Here is a 19,964-nt window from a genome sequence, read left to right on the forward strand (position 1 = left end):
CTTAACGCTCCTCCCTTAATTTCGGGTTCAGCCACATATTAATCACGTCTGCCAATGTATTAAACAAGATAAACAGTACCGAAACGATAAGAACATACGCCTGAATCATTGGAAAATCTTGTTCCAACACTGCTTTGACACTCAATTGACCCATACCCGGCCACGCAAATACATTTTCGATGACGACAGAACCTCCTAAAATAATGGGAATCGACATACAAAATATTGAAACGACGACTTGCATTGCATTACGTGCCACATAAATAAGAAGCTGTGACATTGGGACACCCATTGCACGCATATATAAAACATAATCTTGATCAAGCTGCTGAATAACGGCACTTCTGACATTTCTAAAGTAAATGCCGGTATAACCGAGCGTAATCACAGCAACTGGCAAGACATAACTTTCAGGACCTGTTAAGCCTGACGTCGGTAATGCATTCAATTTAACCGATAGAAAAATGATCAATATCGCAGCGAGCCAATAAGATGGAATCGCTGTTAATACGAAAGCTGTCGTCCGTGTCACACGATCAAACCATGTGCCACGTAACAAAGCTGTCAAAATACCGAACAACAATGACAACACAATAATCGCCACGCTTGAAATCAGCGTTAACTTCAACGTATTAAAAAATGCTGGCCACAGTCTCAAACCGACATCTTCGCCCGTCACAAAACTGTGTCCAAATTGAAGTTGTACCGCAGATTGCAGCCATTCCCAGTATTGTACGAGGAACGGCGCATCTAAATGGTACTTGGCACGTGTTTGTTCGATTAAACTTTGCGTAATGTCTGGAACTTCTTGTGCATGTAGAATGACGACAGCTGGGTCTTCACTAGATAAATGCGTTAATGCAAAAGTCAAAAAGCTAATGACTATCAACAACGGTATCATCAGTAACAAACGTTTCATCACACTATATGCCATCAATGAACCACCCTATTTGTAATCCATTTGTTCAAATGGCAATTCGTATTGTGATTGTTTAAACGAAATATGTTCTAAATCTTTCGGTGCCACTACAGTCATACCCCCATGAGAAATCGGAATAAAGATTGCTTCATCATGGACTGTTGTTAAAATGTCTTTATATTTTTGCTCTTGTACTTTCGAATCTTGTGTTTGTAAAGCTGTATCGATGTCATCAAACAATTGGTCTTTTTCTTTGATGCCTGAAACTGCCGCTTTATAACCTGTATCTGCTTTAAATCCAGAAATCGTACTTTGCGGATCATATTGAAGACCCCATGTTTGGTTGAACAGTAAGTCATAGTCACCTGATGTACGACGCTCTGCCACTTTATCAGATGTTTCACCTACAATTTTCAATGCCATGCCAATTTCTTTTGCTTTCGCTTGAATAAACTCGGCTTCTTGTTTTTGTGAACTTGAATGGTTGTCATAATATAACGACATTTCGAGCTTTTGACCGTCTTTTTCGCGAACTTCGCCTTTGTCAGCTTGTTTCCATCCCGCTTCATCTAGTAACGCCGCTGCTTTTTTCAAATCAAAATCACGTTTTGGTAAATCAATGTTTGCATGTGGCACGTTTTTCGAGAACAATTGTGAAGCTGGCTTTTCAGTGCCATCTAAAATTTTGTCCGCAATACGTTTTTGGTCTACACTATACCACAATGCTTCACGAACCGCTTTATCTTGTGCAGGACTGTCTTTCTTACCAGAGTTTGCGACAATCATTTTCGTATTCATCGGTTGACTGCGCTTCAATTGGAAATCGCCATTGTCCGTTAGTTTTTTCATCGCTTCATTGTCGATATTGTCTGTACCACGGTCATCCGTAAATGCAAAGTTCACTTCACCTTTTTGTAACGCTAAAAATGATGTTTCCCCTGCAGGCAATACTTTGGCAACGATTGTTTTCAGTTTAGGTTCGCCGCCCCAGTAGTCCGAATTACGCTCGAATGTCGCTTGTTCATCTTTGTCGTGAGATTTCAATTGGTATGGACCTGTACCGACATAAGATTTCAAGCCATCTTTCGTACCGCCATCTTTAAATGATTTTGGTGAGACAAAGACATAAGGACGTGTCATTGAAAGTTCCTCTAATGTTGCGTTATACGGCTCTTTCAAAGTGATGACAAATGTATACTCATCTTTCGCTTCTGTACGATCGATTAATGTCGATAATTTAATCCAAGAATGTAACTTTTTGTTCGCTTGAATCGCATCAAAGTTCTTTTTCACAGCTTCTGCATTAAAAGGCGTCCCATCTTGGAATTTCACACCTTTTCTCAAATGGAACGTGTAAGTTTTACCATCTTCAGATACATCCCAAGATTCAGCTAATAAAGGTTCAATCCCTTTTTGTGTATGGTCGACTAATGATTCATAGACCATCCCTTGTGCTGACATCGAACCACCATATACATGTGGATTCATATCCCCAATATCTTTAGATGTGGCATATGTAAGGTTTTTGTCTTCTTTTTTCTGTTCTAATGCTTTTGAGTTGCCACAAGCTGCGAGTACGAGTATAAAAACAACACACATGGCAATCCACTTTAAATTTTTCATAATGATTCATATCCTCTCTTTATCTCAATTCTTGGTGCTGACATTTGAATATACATTAAAGCTTTTAGGGTGAAGATTTGCGGAACTTGATTCGCGTACAGTCTTTGTGATTGCTGAACTTGCCCTCGCTTTCCCAGGGGCTCGTCTCAACTAGCCAATGCTTGATTTTACTTTTACAGTAAGGTGGCATTGGCGGATTTTCGACTTCGCCTTATTCCCTCGGGAGTCTCGGGCAGTTCTTGCAATCTCAAATTTGCATCCAAATCCCATCGAAGTCTAACATCACAGAAAATCAGCAACTGAAATGTCCTCATATTACACATCAGCCAAAATGATGATGCGCTATGTTTGCAATACATCTGATTTTTCTCATAATGTCCATTGTCATTTATGCACCAGTGTTCAATAATGCGGCGATACTTGCGACATCTTCCTCAAACGACTGGATTTCGAATTGTGATGATAGCGCGTCTTCAGCATGTGCCTTTTGAAAAGCAGTCAGTTGCGCTTCATAACGCTCAATCAATGTGTCCATCATCGGTGTCGCAATATCCAGCGCCCGTGCCATACCGCGCATCATTTGTGTTCGGTAATAATCTTCACTTGGCATCCTTGGAATTTGCCAAACCCCTTGTTCATTTTGAAACACTTGCTTAAAAGGCACGGCCGAAAAGTCGAAGTATTTCCCGTTTTCATCAGGTTCTGAAAATGGATCAATCAAAATCCCGGTATAACGCACGTATAATAAATATTCTTGTTCAATTGGCGATAACGTTTCAAATGCTTCAATACGTGCCTCATCCATCGTTTCAGGACGGAGAGGATAATTTTCTTTCACCATAAATTTCAATAAATTCAACGTATCGATATTCAAACGTTTTAATATCGCCATCACTTCTTGCCACATTTGACGCATTTCCGCAATTAAGCGCATCGTAATTGGGCCTTCTGGGAATAATTTATAGACGTAAAATGGGACGGCCATCCCTTCAAACACAGCTTGTAGTGCATGGGTGTTCATGAATAAAGCGGGATGCACATACAATGAACTGTTACGTGACTCTGCCATTAACGGGTGTGCAACGACTGTCACTGGGATTTGAACATGAGACATGAGTGTCATCATTTCCCGGGAAAAGTCTGACTGTTCATGTGTCGTTCCTAAATATAGATGTTTCTTTACGCCTTTAGTCAGTACACAGTGCGGTGTTTCCGGATTCGGCACGCTCGTATCACCTAAATATGTCGAAAATGACACCACTTCAATGTGCGGTTGATCCACACTGAATTGTTGTTGCACAATCATATGTGAGCCGAACGTTGGAGAAACAAGGACGACATGTTTGAGACGTTGACGTACGGCGGGTGACAATTGTTGAATGACTTGGCTATACGCATCCGCTGTACACGCAAGGACTAACACATCATACTCTGGTGCGACCGTTTCATAACTGTCATACACTTGTCCAAGCGACGCGGTACCTGCTAACGATGCATGCAAGTCATTTTGAACACGCACTTCCAATTGTTGTGCCGTTTGATATGCCGTCCAAAACTGCCGCGCTTTCTCTGTCGCACGCCCTCGTCCCACCATATCAACAGCGTGTGACGTATAGCGTTTGAATAATACCGCGAGTTGTACGGCTACAGGGCCCGTCCCGGCAATCAATACAGATTTTGACATATTATGCACGCCCTTCTGATCTTTTTTGGTAAAGTGCAATATCAAAAATTTGATCAGGACGCGTAATATCATCCACGCATGTCCATTGTTGTGGATGTGTCTCTTGTTTCGGATAATTGAAAATTGACTTCAAGCCATCTCCGTAGCGCATTGACACGACAATATCGTGGTCTGTTAAATCATACAGTTCTGCTAAAATGTCATACTTCATTTCAACTGTCGAACTGAAAATCACGTGCGTCACTTCACTGATATCTTCTAGTTCTGAAACGGTTTTTTGATGTATTTCGATGGGTGCATCTGGCGCTAAAATGTTAATCACTTGTTGGCCATAACGTACCGCTTCTTCATCAATATCAATGCCAATGACGCGCGCCCCTGTTTCTTGAGCAATTTGAACAAGGGTCATCGGATACGCACCTGAACCGACGAGAAGCACCGTATCTTCTGGTGTAATCTCGAACTGGCCAAACTCCTCTGAAATACAATGCTCGATATTATCAAAGTATCCCGTCGAACCGAGCTCTCCGTGAATCAAACGACGTGCACGTGTCGATTCCATCAATTTCACACAACGCGCGGTAATATCTGCTAATGGCTTAATGAGCGGTTGCTGTTCAGAAGTAGATGTACGCCAATGTTCGTATTGTTGTGTCGGCTGATCATCAAGAATGTAGCCACTGTATTCATCAATTAACTGTTCTAAGTCATCCAGTGCACGCTCACCTTCCTGAACAGTGTTATATAAATGCTCAAACTGTTGTTGATAATGCTTCAAACGTGTTTCAAATTCGTTCGTATTTTGTTGCATTTTAATCATCTCGAGCTCCTATTCTATGTATGCCATACCTGTGGCCACTGTTGAAACTTGTCCTTTAATCGCAATCGAATAGCCTGATTCCGTTCGATCGACAATCACAGACAATGCGCCTCCAGGTTGTACAATTTCTTTTTCTACATGGTCTAACTGCTGTCGATAAGCTTCATAAATGCCTACAGATCCTGTCCCAGAGCCACAACTTTGCTCCCAAATCATGCTGTCGACTTGCGGAACATAGATCAGAGGATATAAACGTTGGTGCAGCGTATCATAGAGCATCATGCCCACTGCTGTCAGATGTTCAGGCCATTGTTGCGCTCTTACAAACGCCTCAACAGATGTTGCCAGTTTGTCTGACCATACAGTAATCGGACAGACAAAATGTTGGTATGTATCATATTGAATTTCTAAACCTTCAAACAGCACATCATCAATCGTATAATGTTTCTCTTCAATATTGTGCGGTTCTGGTAAAGTCGTTTCGTACTGATTGTGTTCCGCATCTACCGCACACGCAACAGGTTCATCCAACCCTGACACTTGCAAATGAAAAGAGGGCTCAGAAAGTAATTTTCTGTCCTTTAAATAACGGATAAATGACAGCGTACCATTGCCACAAAATTCTTGTCCGCTCATGACAAGTTGATGTGGAATGTCGCCTTCATCATCAACAATAAAGCCCACTTGTTCACATCCTACATGCGACGTTTGCATCAGTTGTTGTGCAATCCGTGCATAATCTGCAGGATCGTGTTGTGAGTCGACTAATACGGTCATATTTCCAGATGGATTAAATTTTGAAAAATGCACAATTTCCAATGTTATTCCATCTCCTTTAAAAATAAATATTAATTTTTGCAAATCGTAATCATAACGATTTAAAAATATCCTACCCTCTAATTTTTGAATTGTCAACAATGATAATCATTATCAACTTTATGATTCTCTCTTTTTTAGCTACAGTTATCTTATTTCATTAATTTTTATTATTTTCTTTTTCTTTAACGTTTTTCTTTTATTTAAAAATGACACGCCTAAAGCACTCGTCTAAATACTTTTTTGTCGTATAAAAAAACAGACACTGTCACATTTACAGCATCTGTCTCTAAAATTTTCCTATTTATATGTTTTCGATAATTTGAATCAAGTTACCACATGTATCATCAAATACCGCTAATTTTACTTCTCCCATCATCGTTGGTGCTTGTGTAAACGTAATACCTTTCTCAGTTAATGCTTGATAGGTTGCCTCAAGATCATCTACACCAAACATTGTCGCTGGAATACCACTATCAAATAGACGCGTTTGATAATCTTGTGCAATCGGATTTTGATTCGGTTCGAGTACAATTTCAACAGGATTGTCTGAATCGTGTTCAACGACTGTTAACCATCGTGCCGCACCTAAATCAATATCATGTTTTAATTCAAACCCAAGTTGTGTCGTATAAAACTGTTTCGCTTTTTCTTGATCATCTACAAATAAACTTGTCGCAATAATTTTCACTACCTTCGCCTCTCTTTAAAGTGATGGTTATTTTATTCATTCACATGCACGCTAACTTATTCCCTCGATATACAAACGTCACTCATAAAAAATGGCGCATCCTTTCATAGATACGCCATGATCTTATATTAGTTTGTAATTTGAATTTTATTCGCAATCGTTGTCAACGCTGGGTCATTTTGATGTGCTTGATACAAACTTTGTGCGTTCATTTCTTTACCCGTTGTTAACAGTTTTTGATAATCGACCAATGCACCTTGCGTTCCACCGACAAATACTTTGTTTTCATTCACACCGATAATTGTCGCAAAGTTCCCTTTTGCCGGCATCACAGTATAAAACTTCATTCCTTGAGGTGCATTCGGTATATCTTGCATACGTTTTAATGTTAATTGGTTGATCTGTCTTGTCGAAGTCATACCCGGACCTTGATATTCATACACACCTTTCATAATTTCAGACTGTGTGATACTGTAATGATCGATGTCACTGCCGAAAAATGCCAATGCAATTTTAGACTTTTCGCCTGCATTTTGTTGTGGCTGAGACGGTTGCGTGTTGACAGTAGCTTGATTTCCACTATTTTGATTTTGCGCATGATTGTTTTGGGCCTGTTGCTGACCGTTCATCTCATCTTTGTTGTTATTTGTATCTGCTGCTTGCTCCGACTGATTCTCTTTCTCTGTAGTTGCTTTTTCTTTCTGATCTTTTTCTGATTTTTTGTCTTTTTGATCCGCTGTTTTTTCTGTCTTGTTGTTTTGAGTCGATGCTTGTTCTTCTTTTTGAGAATCTTTGTCACCGCATCCAGCTAACAAAAGCAATAAGGCAAAAAGTGTAAAAGCTAATCTTTTCATGTTCAACACCTCACTTGTGTATGTTTAGTACTATCTACTTATAAATATATCAAATAAATTTATATATACAATAGGACTGAAGTATGAGCAGCACATTTTTTATAACATTGCTCATAAAAAAAGATAAGGACTGGGAAAACTTAATCTCCCAGTCCATTGCCTTATTGATATGAAAATATTTGTGATTAAGACTGGCGACGACGTCTAAACCATAACAATGCCGCACCAGAAGCAAGCATCAATACTGACCATAACGATACTTGCGTCATAGAACCAGTACTTGGCAATTGCGCTCTTGTTGTTGTATTTGTTTCTTTTGCCATTTTTACTGTCGTTGGTTTCACTACTTTTTCTTGTGCCACAACTTTATTAACATCTGCCATACGTTCTGTTGCACCATTCCATTGCAACATCAATGTAGGCATGTCTTTTGCCTCTTGGCTTTGCATCATTTGTATTAATGGCAAGCGATTTTTGTAATGAACCATTTCTGCATTTCCACCCATGTTTGTAACATCTGCTGAAGGCATAGATGTATCCAGGACGTCACTGTCGTCTGATTGTGCCACCGGGCCAGGTAATGTCACATCTTCTACTGGCATAGAAGTGTCAGTCACAGATGGCTTGACTTCCGTGTTCATTTCAGTCGTTTTCTGAACATCTTCCGTCGCTTTAGTATCTACAGTCGATTTTGTGTCTGTCTCAGCTTTTTCAGCAACCGGTGTTGTCTCAGCATTAACATCAGCTTTTTCAACAACTGGCGCTGCATCTGCCTTTACTTCATCCATTTCTTCAGTAGGTGCTGCATCTGCTTCATCAGTCAATTCTGTATCTGGCTCTAGATTGTCCGTTGCATCAAAAATCATTGGACGTAGAATTTCTGCTTTCAACTTTGCTTTTTGTTCCTCTGTGAGTGGTCCATACAAATATTCTTTTTCTGGCGCTTGATCCTTTTTATCAGCCGGATTGATACCCATTGTCGTTTCAGCTAACACTTTGCTTGTATGTGGATCGACAACTTTAAACGTCAAAGCTTCTCCGTTTAACAATTGCATCTCTGTTTTTTTCAAATCAAACGTAAAGTAACCCGCTTCATCTGCTTGTAACGTTGGGAAACTACGGTGTTCTCCAAGATTTGAATCAATTTGAATCAGTGCGTTGCCATATTGCGTGCGACCTTCAATCTTTTTCGTACCTTCTACAAGCACTTGATGCTCACCACGTGCTTCAGTGTGTAAAACATCACCTAATATCGGTTGTACTTCAATTTCATGCGCAACATCATCTAATACTTCAATTGCAGGACTCTCACCTAATTGATAGATTGTTTTAGCATCCGCCACACGTTCAAATGGTTCTGTTTGCACATTAAATACAACAGGTCCGACCGCGTCATTGGCATCATCTGATTTGAATGTCAATGTCACGAGATCTCCTAATTGTAATGGATAAGACTTATCAAAATGGCGGTTCAAATCAAATTCAAAAAAGCCCTTATCATTAATGTGACGCCAAATGCCATCATAGCGCTCTTGCCATTGTGCATCATTTAATGTTTCAAGCTTTTCTGGCTTATCTCCCAAGTGCACATGTTCGTTGTTAATCGCTAATGCAACTTTACCTTTTACTGAAGTATGACCTTTAATCACACCTGAACCTTCCAATACAGGCTCAATCCACACTTGATGCTGATGTTCCATAGGTTCCAAACGCTTTTCTGGAATCTCATAGGCATTTTCATAACGTGGTGTTGTCACAGAAGTCGTGATGCTTTCTTCATCTTCTAATCCATCTAATGCATCAAGATTTTCTGCTCCGTCACTTTCCAATTCTTCTTCATCAAACTCTTCTAAGTTTAATGGCGCAGTTGCTTCAACATCTACTTTTTGATTGTAAACGATTTTACGACCTTTTAAGTCATATGTAAATTTACCTTCATCATCTGACACGACTTCTTCAAAATCTTCATCCAATGATACGATATCTTTATTATCGATTTTAATAGAAATGGCTTTGTTAGGTTGTGTATATCCAGAAACATGCGTATCTCCTGGGCGCACTTCATCAAGCTGAATTGCTGACGCTTGTTGAGGTGCAACAGATTCTGATACTGCTTCTTTTTCTTCTGGCACAACATTTTGAGCTTCTGTTTGTACTTCCGTCTCTGTATTTTCAGATGCTTCTGCCGTCCCATTTGAAACAACAAAAATCATTGCCGCTGCTGTTGAAACCAAGCCCACTTTTAATTTTCTTAATTTATAATTTTCTTTTAACATCATTAACCTCACTCACAATAATATTCAACACTAATTTAATTTAATACATTAAAGGAACAAATGATATTAACTGAATATTAACTAGAAATTAAATTTATTCCCTATCCAGTTTATAGGTTTTTGAGCATAGTATTTTACGAGACAAATTTCCCCTTCATAATTAAAACAGGCGTAGCACATTTCTCTTTGAATGCACCGCTTTGAACAGATACAATCATCATAGAGACAAATTAACGAAAGTAGGCGATGCGTGATGTATTTATTAGAATTACAACAATATGACACACGGCAAGTCGTAGGTATTTTCAAAACGGAAGAAGAAGTGAAATCATGGTTAGAGGCAGTGGAGGGGATGAAATTACATACAGAAGCAGTAGAAGAAACCCAGTTTGAGACGTATTATCTAGAATATGCGGAATTGCCCGATTATCAAGAGGTGCACTGGCAAAACAGTCAATACATTTTAAGTCGGTATTCATTCTCGCCTGATGAAGGAGACATTATTGCGGTTTACAGTCCTGTCGCAGTCCTTTCTGATACAACAGGCCTCGTATCGGGTCAAACGAAAGTCGGTGCCTACAGCATTCCAAACGAAGAAGCACATGATTACATTACCGCATTCAATGAAATGAAAGCCTTTTTGCACAGTCACTTTAAAAAAACACATCAAGATGTCGCGATAGTCGGTGAAAGTTCTGAAGACGGCGCATATTTAATGGTCGATGGGCGCTTCATTTGTCATGTCGAAGGTGCATTAGTCGATCAATGGCGAGAAAAATCTTCAACCGAAGCATTTCTCAAAGCAAGCCCACTGCTTTCACTATAAACAAAAGTATGGCCCTCATGCTTCAAAATTCATCGAACACAAAACCATTGCCTTGGATGAGAGACAATGGTTTTTTTATGTGTTTAGTGCTGGTAACGTTTTGATACGTCTTTTTTCCTTAATGCCAAATAAGCACCAAAACAAGCTAAAGCAATCCCTAAAACTAAACTGATACTCAACTTGGACTCACCTAATAATACACTGGCAAGCCCACCTATAGCTGGAAACATTGCCACCATATAACTACTCTCCGAAGCGCCGATATTTTTAATCAATTTCAAATAAAATAACCACGCAAGAAATGATGCTAATACCGATAAATAGAGCAGGCCTATCCAAAAATTCACATCTGTAGGAACAGTATACTGTTGACCTCGGATTAATGTATAAAACAGTAAAAATAGAACCGCTCCCAACATGCCCAACGTATTTGCAAGAACTGGGTGCGTCCCTCTGTTACTATTGAACACCGACAAGACATCCCCTACAGAAGTGATGATTGTTCCAAAGATTGCCATCACTATACCCATAATGAACGCGCTGGACAAATGGTTCAAATCAGGATACAAAATGATAATGACGCTGAGAATCCCTAAAAACCCGCCGATATAAATTTTAGGAGCGATAGACTTTTTATATACAATGCTGATGAGAACAGGCGTCAAAATAGACTTCATTGAAAAAATGAGCGTCACAATAGCTGCTGTACTATAAAACGTCCCGTAATAGAGCAACAAATAACTCACAGTAAAATTGCAAAGACCGAAACCTATCACTGTTAACCCATTCACATTATTTAATGTAACACGTTGACGTAGCAACCATAGCAACACACCAAATAAAACTAATGCAATCACAGAGCGATAAAGGAGTGCCACTTCTAAGCTAACACTTTCCCCTTGTATTTTAATCGCTATAAAATTAAGACCCCAAATCAACATACAAAAAATATACATCGCAGCATTCATCGTCCCACTCCTATATTTCTTTAATCCATTTCATGAGGTACTTCGATTTGGTAAGGTTAAATTTCTAACTTCACTTAACAAGCCCAGTCAATTCACTAATAAATGACTGAAAAGCACGTTGGGTGACATTCAGTTTAACCGCTACCCCTGCGTCTGTACCCATATTGGCGTATAGCATGCCCGAATCATAGTGCACATAAAGTACCATTTCGTCGTCCTCAAGCTGTATTACAGTTAAATAAAGATCTGGTTCTAAAAATGTAATGTCTGTCATACCCGTTTTAAACTCAAATTGCTGCAGTTGCTGCATATCACTTTCAAATAGCGCTAAATCTGTAGAAACACTTTGATTGTCGAACGTACTTTTCACTTTAAAATTAAATATTTTGTCACTTTCACCCTCTACTACTGATTCCAAATTAAACGTTACTGCAACACGATTATATTTAAAAGCTTGATCCCTTAATGTGATCTCATATGTATTCAATGTAATTCCTTCTTTCTTGTTGTCGTTATTTTCTGAATTTTGGATTCGGTTTATTGTATCATCTCATCGTTTTAAAGACGAACCATTGTCAGCCCTTTTTGAAAGCCTTTTGATTACACACTACAATAAACGTATTAATGGGAATATAGGAAATAAAAAACATGGTAAGCATCATCGCGAGAATGAATTGCGTGGCTGAGTTTTCAACACAATGACTATTACATTTGCTAAAACTCATGAGAGAATGGGAAAAATGATTGCGTGGTTACTGACAACCAAAAGTGAAATACTATTACCTAAAAATAATTTAACACAACCCATGATCGCAAGCAAGCGCAATATACAGAGGATATAAGAAATCATGGGTTTTATTTTACAATACACTGAGACAGTAAAAACGATGCAAAAACCACTGAAAATTCACTAAAAAAGTTAATTCGTCTTATATAAAGCATTAAAATTACGATACTCACGGTAAGCCATCCAGTTAAAACAGTTTAAAAGGGAAATTAAATTTTTCAAAACGGACAAATTATTGCCTGTTTTTTCTTTTTTAAAAACATAATGAAGCCATTTTAGAATTTTTATTATTTCAAAAGATCCTACATTTCTTTTCAAATTGTAAGATTAACTAGCTCATCGAAACGCTACTCATCACTTCTCTCATTCTAACTTTAGTCAGTTTTTAATTTTCCGGGCAAAATACATAATATTATGTTAAAAAATGTTTACATAAACATAATTTCACATCATAATAAAAAGAAAAAGTAAAGGATGAGGGAAAAGGTGTTAGGAAATATTTTTGTTTTTCTATTGTTGCTCGTTTGGATTTATAATGTTTATTTGTTTGTCAAAATGATTGTGAATTTCTTTAAAAAACAACCTGTAAAACCCGTTGCCAAGAGATACGCAATCAGTTTCATTCCATTTCTAATTCTTTGTATTTTAGTTGGTTTAACTAATGACAGACCTAAAGATAAAAGTGCTTCCGAAGATACGAAAACCCATCAAGTAGACAAAGATAAAAAAGAGAAAGATAAGAAAGACAAAAAGGATGCGGAAACTCGTAAAAAAGCGGAAGAAAAGCAATCAAATGATGAGAATAGCTCTGACCACGAAAAAGATAAGCAGAAAACGTCAGAAAATCTATTTCTTGCGATATTCATTAAACATATTGATGGTGATACGTCTAAGTTTAAAATTGAAGGTAAAGAGAAAACTGTACGTTATTTATTAATTGATACACCTGAAACAAAGCATCCCCGTTTAGGTGTCCAACCTTTTGGCAAAGAAGCTTCCGAAAGAACGAAATCTCTGCTGAGTAGTGCCAAAAAGATTGAAGTTGAATATGATGTAGGGCCTAAAACTGATAAATATGGTAGAGACTTAGCTTACGTTTTTGTAGATGGCAAAATGGTCAATGAAATCTTAGTCAGAGAAGGATTAGCAAAAGTCGCTTATGTTTATCCGCCTAATACTAAATATTTAGATCGTTTGAAAGCAGCAGAAGCGCTAGCTAAAGAAGAAAAATTAGGTATATGGTCTGAACAAGCGGATTCTGTTGCACAAGATACAGCACCGGTTGAAACACCTGCTAATAATACAGTCAACACACCGTCAAATCAAACAACAGTAAATCAAAATAGCGCACCTCAACAAACATATTTCAGAAACTGTGGTGAACTCAATAAAGTTTATCCGTCTGGTGTTCCAGCTGGTCATCCTGCCTATCAGCGCCGTTTAGATAGAGACCATGATGGATTTGCTTGTGAGGTCAATTAATATTCTGTGCATACCGTAACTATTACAGATATATCTTAAATTAAAGAACGACCATAACATTTACAGCATAACGATGTAAACTTATGGTCGCTCTTTTATGTTTCTTTGTTTTTTACATTAATCTATATCTCATTTATTAATTTAATACCTAATAACTGCATCGCTTCTTCGATGTTTTTAGAAACAATCTCTAATAATATCATTTTCGACTTTTCATTTTCACTGTCTAATATTCTTTCAACATTGTAATAGCTATTGAAATGATGACATAACTGTAATGTATATCGACAAATTGAAGATGGTGTATAGTTAACCGCAGCAATTTCTAGAACTTCATTATAAGATTTCAAATGCTTCAAAATCGCCCACATGTTCTCTTCAAATTGAAAACTATCCTTAGCGTTATTCGCATATCCACTCTTTCTTAAAATAGATTGCATTCTTGCATACGTATACATAATATACAGTGCTGTGTCGCCTTCGAACGCTAACATCTCATCAATTCTAAAATCGTAGCTACTCAAACGATCATTTTTCAAATCGTAAAACTTAACAGACGCAATGGCAATTTCTCGCGCAGTTTCTTGTTTATTCGTTAATTGAGATTGCTTTTCTTCTAAAGTTTTGAGTACAGCCGCTTCCACTTCAGCCATGATGTCTTCAAGCAATACGACCTTCCCTTGTCTTGTGGACATTTTTTTGCCACCTTGTAAAATCAAACCGAACGGAACATGTTCTATGACAGTTTTTAATCCCAATAAATGCGCCACTTGTTCGAGTTGCTTAAAATGAATAGATTGCTCTTGGCCAACAACATATAAGATACGTGTTGGGTCAAAAGTTGCTGTACGATATAAAACAGCAGATAAGTCACGAGTAATATAAAGGGAAGCGCCATCACTCTTTTTGATCAATGCTGGTGGTAAATCCTCTAATTCTACAATATAGGCGCCGTCATCACGCTTTAATAAACCCTTTTGCTCCAGTAACTTGACAGTATCTGTTAATTTATCATTATAAAAAGCTTCACCTTGTATGTAATCAAAATGGATATCCAAAAGTTTGTAGAGTGCATTAAAGGACGTCATTGACACTTCACGGAACCAAGACCATAACGCTTCGTACTCATCGTTCCCACTTTCAAGCAGTCTAAAAGCTTCTCTCGCCTCTGCATCAAGTTGCGGATCTTCTTCACTCACTTCATGAAATTTGGTATACAAGTAAAAAAGTTCCTGTATCGGATTTTCCTCAACTTTCTTCGCATCTCCCCATTTTTGATAAGCAACAATAAGCTTACCGAATTGCGTTCCCCAGTCACCTAAATGGTTGATTTTAATCACTTCTGCACCATTTGCTTCAAGTATTTTGGACAAACTGTCACCAAGCACTGTAGCTCTCAAATGCCCCATCGAAAATGGTTTAGCAATATTCGGACTTGAGTAATCAATAACAATCTTTTCTCCACTTAATGTTTGGTTACTTTCTAAATGTCCATTACCAAAATGTGCAATAATTTTCTGTGCACTCACATCCCTATCCAAGAAGAAATTGAGAAAACCATTCACAACTTCTGTTTGACGAACATCAACATTATCAAACTTTTCTTTGATACTATTGGCAATCTCAACTGGAGGCTTTTTAAAAATTTTAGCCAATTGAAATGTCGGAAATGAATACTCCCCATGATTTTCATTAGCCGGATATTCAATCAACTGGTAGATTTCGTAAAAAGTCATTTGGTCTTGTAAAATTTGATATAAACCCTTTGCGATTGATTGTTTAAACATAGACTTCACCTTTCTTTTATTTACTACTATATCAATCACGATTATTTTTCACAATACTTATATTTTTCTGATTATTTTTTCTTGAGTCATGATATAAGATGAAAATTCCTTTAAATTCAAAAGCTCTTATGCATAGGAAAAGACATTAAGTAACTGAAGTATGTCATAATAAAGTTGTAATACATTGCAGGAGTGGAATAAATGACAAAAATGAGAGGCTTAGAGTGAAATTTGATGCAACTTTAAGAGGTTATAAAAAGCATATCGCTTATTATGATGGTTATGCGGAATCATATGTTCCTCAAATAACCATAAAGGAAACATAGTCAAAAATTAGCAGATTTCAAAATTCCTTGTAGAAAATACAGCAGAAAAAAATACCGAGTCACACTATTCTCTTTATATATTTGATGAAAATAATGCTTTGAGCAATTATTTAATCATAGCTGATGAGGAAGAAACTTTGGTCTTGGCCCCCTTGAAGACAATAACAATAAAAAGTCACAATATTTTAAAAATAACGGTCAGTGATGATTTCACCAACCGATAAAATTGGATAAACAAAAATTTATGGCTCATATATTTCTTAGAATTTCTTTAATTTTTCAATCGCTTTTTTGTTTGTAAATCCCAACTGCTGAATAAGTTGTTCATCATTCTCAACAATTTTTTCAATAGCTTTTGAAATTTTTGAAAAATGGTACTTATTATTAATATGACCAATAAAGTAATGGATAATAAAAATTACTATTGCCAATCTATTTGAATAATTCCCATCATTAAATTGATATATGTCCTGCTTCCAATTAACATGAATTTTTGGTGCTGTTTTCAACTTTATATCTAGTATATTAGAATTATGCGCGCATATATTTCTTACAAAATTAACACACTTTAACCAAGAAATCAGTTCGCTATCAGAGCAATTATAAAAGTTAGCAATTCTTTGTATGTTCTTTTTAGACATTAGTTTCAAAAGATTTATAATATCACCAAACATTAGAACATCCGTCATTAACCATATACTAGGCATATCATTTTTAGTGAAGTTTTGTTTATTAAATAATTCAGGACTGTGAGATAGCTTCATTTTTTTAATGAGTTCTCTTTTAAATTTATTTTCTTGATCTCTAAGATAATGTTTACAATATTCGTTTCTATTGCACCAGTTAGAAAAGTTTAAATACCCAAAGGCGCCATACGCTTCTCCTAAAACAAACGAAATTTTTGTTTTAAGAGAAACTTCAATTTTCTCAATAGCGTGTAATAGTCCAAGCCTTAAATTTTTATCCTGATAATAACGTGTGATCACACTATCAAATTTTACACCGTCATAACGTATAATCATCTCATCATTTTCATTCTTAGAAACGGTTGATATTGGAAAAGCAAATTCTTTAAGCTTGTAGTACCCTATGTTCTCTAGCTTACTAATAGCCACTTGTTTGTTACTAACTATCATACCTCTATCAATAAGCAAATCAATTTGTTGCTGTAAATTAAGATGTTTTGGTTCCATTGTATCCCCTTATGTATAAAAAAATACCCCCACATCAGAGCGTATCTGCCTAAAAAGGAGTGAGGGCGTTGTCGTTTATAACCAAATAATAGTTTATAACAAAAATTATGTCAATACTTTTTAACCACATACTTCTCAACTTCCACTACTCTCTAGTATACTTTCATATGAAGAGACTGGAAATTGTTTACCCTCCCTAGGTTCATTTAGGTTAAAGAACGGTAAAAAAGTGTTTAAAAGAAATAAACGAGGTAACCCAATGTATATAACTCCCGACGCCGATAGTCACAGTGGTGGAGCTTGGCAAGGATTTAGTAGAATTAAGAAATTGGGCGTAATGGCATATACGATACTAATTTAAAGAGCATTGGAGATTAATAATGGACATTAAATTAAAAAATATAGTAGTTCAATTCGACTTAAACAGTGAAACGCCTTATTTTCAAGTTGAAGATAATTACAAAATAAGATGGGATATTAACTCGATTCAAAAGAGAGACCTTGCAGAAATAATGAGATTATCGTTTAAGTCAAAGATTAATAGTTCATTCCTATCAAAAGTTATCTCACCTTATAGTAAAAGAGAGGTGACTCGGCTTGGATGGTATATTAATATAAAAAATTGGCGTGAAAATATTCATTACGATTATGAAAAATATATCATTTCTAGTATATACGATATAGATATTACAGAAGTGTTAAATTATTGCATGTATATCAAGAATAGTCATATTCAACCTTTTATCATTTTTTATGATGATACATCTTTATTAAAAATTGGTGCTGATACGATTGATGTAATTAGCGCTTCTAAAGAACTGATTAAAATGTTAAATACTAAATTTAATTCATATATCATGAAAACACTATGAAATTTGTAGTATCGTATTAGACTGCCGACAAAACCCCTTCTATATTAAAAACATGGAGAATACACCAACGTGTTGAATCACTTAAATATAGTCATAATACCTCAGATAAACACTAGCCCGCATTGACTAATGTTATGATGAGTAACAAACCTCTCTATCCTGAACATGTAAACAAGCTATTAGATAGTATTTGTCAAAACCATAATTTTAAGTGGCTCAAGATACACAGTTTTAGACACACCCATTGTTCACTTTTATTTGAAGCGGGGTTATCTATACAAGAGGTTCAAGACCGTTTGAGGCATGGCGACATTAAAACCACTGTGGCTATTTATGCTCACGTAATAGAAAAACAACGTGACCAAGTGGCTGAAAAGTTCGCAAATCATATCAATTTTTAGCGTTAACGTATTCAACGCAAAAAGAAAAAGGCTAGAAACCGCATCACAACGGTATTTCTAGCCTATCATTTACACTATATCATTATTCCCATTCAATTGTGCTTGGGGGTTTTGATGTGATGTCATACACGACTCTGTTCACGTGATCGACCTCATTGACGATACGTGTTGAGATTTTTTGTAAGACTTCCCAGTCGATGCGGGCAAAGTCACTTGTCATACCGTCGATAGATGTAACTGCACGGATACCGACTGTGTAATCATACGTACGGTAGTCACCCATGACACCTACTGAACGGATGTCTGGTAACACTGTGAAGTATTGCCAAATTTCACGTTCTAAGCCTTCTTCACGAATGACTTCACGTAAGATCGCATCTGATTCACGAACGATTTCCAATTTGTCTTCTGTAATTTCACCTAAGACACGGATACCTAAACCTGGTCCTGGGAAAGGCTGTCTCCATACTAAATGTTCAGGAATACCCAGTTCGATACCTAATGCACGCACTTCATCTTTAAATAATGTGTTAATCGGTTCAATTAATTCGAATTCCATATCTTCAGGTAAACCACCTACGTTATGGTGCGATTTAATTGTTTGTGCTGTTTTTGTACCTGATTCAATCACATCTGTGTAAAGTGTCCCTTGCGCTAAGAAATCGACACCTTTTAATTTTGATGCTTCGTCGTCGAATACGTAAACAAATTCGTTACCGATAATTTTACGTTTCTTCTCTGGATCTGAAACGCCTTCTAATTTAGACATGAAACGGTCTTTCGCGTTCACACGGATAATGTTCATGTTGAAACCTTCCGCGAACTGTTCCATCACCATGTCGCCTTCACCTTTACGTAATAAACCGTGGTCTACAAAGATACATGTCAACTGATCACCAATCGCTTTGTGTAATAATACAGCAACAACTGATGAATCGACACCACCGCTCATTGCACAAAGGACACGACGATCGCCGACTTTTTCACGGATTTTTTCGATTTCGATGTCGATAAAGTTTTCCATCGTCCATTCGCCTGTACATTCACAAACGCGGCGCACGAAGTTACGTAAAATGTCATTACCATACTCTGTGTGACGCACTTCTGGGTGGAATTGTACGCCATAGATACGACGCTTTTTGTCCTCAATTGCAGCGTATTGTGTGCTTGGGCTATCTGCAATCACTTCGAAGCCTTCTGGAATTTCGATGACTTTATCTGAATGGCTCATCCAAACCGTTTGCTCTTCTGGTAAGCCGAAAAATAGTTCGTCTGATTTGGCGTTGATGATCGCTTTACCATATTCACGTTGGTTCGCACGTTCCACTCTACCGCCTAATATTTTAGTTGTAAGTTGCATACCATAACAAATGCCTAATACAGGTACGCCTAAGTTGTAAATTTCAGGGTCAATCGTAAACGCATCGTCTGCATATACTGAGTTTGGACCACCTGATAGAATGATACCTTTTGGATTCATCTTTTTAATTTCTTCAATTGAAATCTCGTGGTCATGTAATTCACTGTATACGCCCATTTCACGAATACGACGTGTAATTAATTGGTTGTATTGACTACCAAAATCGAGGACAAGAATCAGCTCTTGTTCTTTTGCCATTTCCATACTCTGTGTACTCCT

The 19,964-nt window shown here is 37.2% G+C and carries 16 protein-coding genes and 2 pseudogenes; 5 read left to right on the forward strand and 13 right to left on the reverse strand.

Annotated elements, in window-relative coordinates:
* Position 1 precedes the first annotated feature (1 nt).
* The 8 genes from opp1B to CCE82_RS07370 form a co-directional block, all read right to left on the reverse strand.
* The gene (opp1B, locus tag CCE82_RS07335; RefSeq protein ID WP_086428761.1) at positions 2-934 is read right to left on the reverse strand and encodes a nickel/cobalt ABC transporter permease; all 933 of its coding nucleotides are present in this window, start codon (positions 932-934) and stop codon (positions 2-4) included.
* Between the two features lie 12 nt (positions 935-946).
* Positions 947-2,545, reverse strand: a complete 1,599-nt coding sequence (cntA, locus tag CCE82_RS07340; RefSeq protein WP_420822108.1) for a staphylopine-dependent metal ABC transporter substrate-binding lipoprotein — start codon at positions 2,543-2,545, stop codon at positions 947-949.
* A gap of 385 nt (positions 2,546-2,930) precedes the next feature.
* Positions 2,931-4,226, reverse strand: a complete 1,296-nt coding sequence (gene cntM, locus CCE82_RS07345; protein ID WP_086428763.1) for a staphylopine biosynthesis dehydrogenase — start codon at positions 4,224-4,226, stop codon at positions 2,931-2,933.
* A 1-nt stretch (position 4,227) separates the two neighbouring features.
* The gene (gene cntL / locus CCE82_RS07350) at positions 4,228-5,037 is read right to left on the reverse strand and encodes a staphylopine biosynthesis enzyme CntL (RefSeq protein ID WP_420822109.1); all 810 of its coding nucleotides are present in this window, start codon (positions 5,035-5,037) and stop codon (positions 4,228-4,230) included.
* A gap of 18 nt (positions 5,038-5,055) precedes the next feature.
* On the reverse strand, positions 5,056-5,856 hold the full coding sequence (gene cntK / locus CCE82_RS07355) for a histidine racemase CntK (protein WP_240507190.1): 801 nt from the start codon (positions 5,854-5,856) through the stop codon (positions 5,056-5,058).
* Between the two features lie 310 nt (positions 5,857-6,166).
* Positions 6,167-6,553 carry a VOC family protein gene (locus CCE82_RS07360; RefSeq protein WP_086428766.1) on the reverse strand — a complete coding sequence of 129 codons (387 nt, stop codon included), beginning with the start codon at positions 6,551-6,553 and terminating at the stop codon, positions 6,167-6,169.
* A 128-nt stretch (positions 6,554-6,681) separates the two neighbouring features.
* Positions 6,682-7,407: a hypothetical protein gene (locus CCE82_RS07365; protein ID WP_086428767.1), complete on the reverse strand. Its 726-nt coding sequence runs from the start codon at positions 7,405-7,407 to the stop codon at positions 6,682-6,684.
* A gap of 185 nt (positions 7,408-7,592) precedes the next feature.
* Positions 7,593-9,683: an LPXTG cell wall anchor domain-containing protein gene (locus CCE82_RS07370; RefSeq protein WP_086428768.1), complete on the reverse strand. Its 2,091-nt coding sequence runs from the start codon at positions 9,681-9,683 to the stop codon at positions 7,593-7,595.
* A 253-nt stretch (positions 9,684-9,936) separates the two neighbouring features.
* Here CCE82_RS07370 and CCE82_RS07375 point away from each other — a divergent pair, with 253 nt between their 5' ends.
* Positions 9,937-10,509 (forward strand): hypothetical protein, encoded by a 573-nt coding sequence (locus CCE82_RS07375; protein WP_086428769.1) that lies wholly within the window; start codon positions 9,937-9,939, stop codon positions 10,507-10,509.
* A gap of 83 nt (positions 10,510-10,592) precedes the next feature.
* On the opposite strand, the gene CCE82_RS07380 is transcribed toward CCE82_RS07375, so the two are convergent.
* Both CCE82_RS07380 and CCE82_RS07385 read right to left on the reverse strand, forming a co-directional pair.
* On the reverse strand, positions 10,593-11,477 hold the full coding sequence (locus tag CCE82_RS07380; RefSeq protein WP_086428770.1) for a DMT family transporter: 885 nt from the start codon (positions 11,475-11,477) through the stop codon (positions 10,593-10,595).
* Positions 11,478-11,547: 70 nt separating this feature from the next.
* Positions 11,548-11,964 (reverse strand): hypothetical protein, encoded by a 417-nt coding sequence (locus CCE82_RS07385; RefSeq protein ID WP_086428771.1) that lies wholly within the window; start codon positions 11,962-11,964, stop codon positions 11,548-11,550.
* Positions 11,965-12,750: 786 nt separating this feature from the next.
* Between CCE82_RS07385 and CCE82_RS07390 the strand changes: the two genes are divergently transcribed.
* Positions 12,751-13,746: a thermonuclease family protein gene (locus CCE82_RS07390; protein ID WP_240507187.1), complete on the forward strand. Its 996-nt coding sequence runs from the start codon at positions 12,751-12,753 to the stop codon at positions 13,744-13,746.
* 122 nt (positions 13,747-13,868) lie between these two features.
* On the opposite strand, the gene argS is transcribed toward CCE82_RS07390, so the two are convergent.
* Both argS and CCE82_RS07400 read right to left on the reverse strand, forming a co-directional pair.
* Positions 13,869-15,533, reverse strand: a complete 1,665-nt coding sequence (argS, locus tag CCE82_RS07395; protein WP_086428772.1) for an arginine--tRNA ligase — start codon at positions 15,531-15,533, stop codon at positions 13,869-13,871.
* 586 nt (positions 15,534-16,119) lie between these two features.
* Positions 16,120-17,052 (reverse strand): Abi family protein, encoded by a 933-nt coding sequence (locus tag CCE82_RS07400; protein WP_086428773.1) that lies wholly within the window; start codon positions 17,050-17,052, stop codon positions 16,120-16,122.
* Positions 17,053-17,269: 217 nt separating this feature from the next.
* On the opposite strand from CCE82_RS07400, the pseudogene CCE82_RS07405 reads away from it, so the two are divergent.
* The 3 genes and pseudogenes from CCE82_RS07405 to CCE82_RS07415 form a co-directional block, all read left to right on the forward strand.
* A pseudogene (locus CCE82_RS07405) lies at positions 17,270-17,430 on the forward strand (toxin C-terminal domain-containing protein); the annotation flags it as partial.
* Positions 17,431-17,432: 2 nt separating this feature from the next.
* On the forward strand, positions 17,433-17,924 hold the full coding sequence (locus tag CCE82_RS07410) for a hypothetical protein (RefSeq protein ID WP_086428774.1): 492 nt from the start codon (positions 17,433-17,435) through the stop codon (positions 17,922-17,924).
* Between the two features lie 26 nt (positions 17,925-17,950).
* Positions 17,951-18,325, forward strand: a pseudogene (locus CCE82_RS07415) (tyrosine-type recombinase/integrase); the annotation flags it as partial.
* A gap of 82 nt (positions 18,326-18,407) precedes the next feature.
* Here CCE82_RS07415 and guaA read toward each other — a convergent pair.
* Positions 18,408-19,949, reverse strand: a complete 1,542-nt coding sequence (gene guaA, locus CCE82_RS07420) for a glutamine-hydrolyzing GMP synthase (protein WP_086428775.1) — start codon at positions 19,947-19,949, stop codon at positions 18,408-18,410.
* Between the last annotated feature and the right edge of the window lie 15 nt (positions 19,950-19,964).

Source organism: Staphylococcus cornubiensis, from assembly GCF_900183575.1.
In the GTDB taxonomy this organism is placed as follows: domain Bacteria; phylum Bacillota; class Bacilli; order Staphylococcales; family Staphylococcaceae; genus Staphylococcus; species Staphylococcus cornubiensis.

Bases quoted from the DNA above. Each gene is read 5' to 3' on its own strand.
- guaA (WP_086428775.1), bottom strand. From the start codon at position 19,949: ATGGAAATGGCAAAAGAACAAGAGCTGATTCTTGTCCTCGATTTTGGT.
- CCE82_RS07400 (WP_086428773.1), bottom strand. From the start codon at position 17,052: ATGGAACCAAAACATCTTAATTTACAGCAACAAATTGATTTGCTTATT.
- cntL (WP_420822109.1), bottom strand. From the start codon at position 5,037: ATGCAACAAAATACGAACGAATTTGAAACACGTTTGAAGCATTATCAA.
- CCE82_RS07365 (WP_086428767.1), bottom strand. From the start codon at position 7,407: ATGAAAAGATTAGCTTTTACACTTTTTGCCTTATTGCTTTTGTTAGCT.
- CCE82_RS07410 (WP_086428774.1), top strand. From the start codon at position 17,433: ATGGACATTAAATTAAAAAATATAGTAGTTCAATTCGACTTAAACAGT.
- CCE82_RS07370 (WP_086428768.1), bottom strand. From the start codon at position 9,683: ATGTTAAAAGAAAATTATAAATTAAGAAAATTAAAAGTGGGCTTGGTT.
- argS (WP_086428772.1), bottom strand. From the start codon at position 15,533: ATGTTTAAACAATCAATCGCAAAGGGTTTATATCAAATTTTACAAGAC.
- CCE82_RS07375 (WP_086428769.1), top strand. From the start codon at position 9,937: ATGTATTTATTAGAATTACAACAATATGACACACGGCAAGTCGTAGGT.
- CCE82_RS07380 (WP_086428770.1), bottom strand. From the start codon at position 11,477: ATGAATGCTGCGATGTATATTTTTTGTATGTTGATTTGGGGTCTTAAT.
- opp1B (WP_086428761.1), bottom strand. From the start codon at position 934: ATGGCATATAGTGTGATGAAACGTTTGTTACTGATGATACCGTTGTTG.
- cntM (WP_086428763.1), bottom strand. From the start codon at position 4,226: ATGTCAAAATCTGTATTGATTGCCGGGACGGGCCCTGTAGCCGTACAA.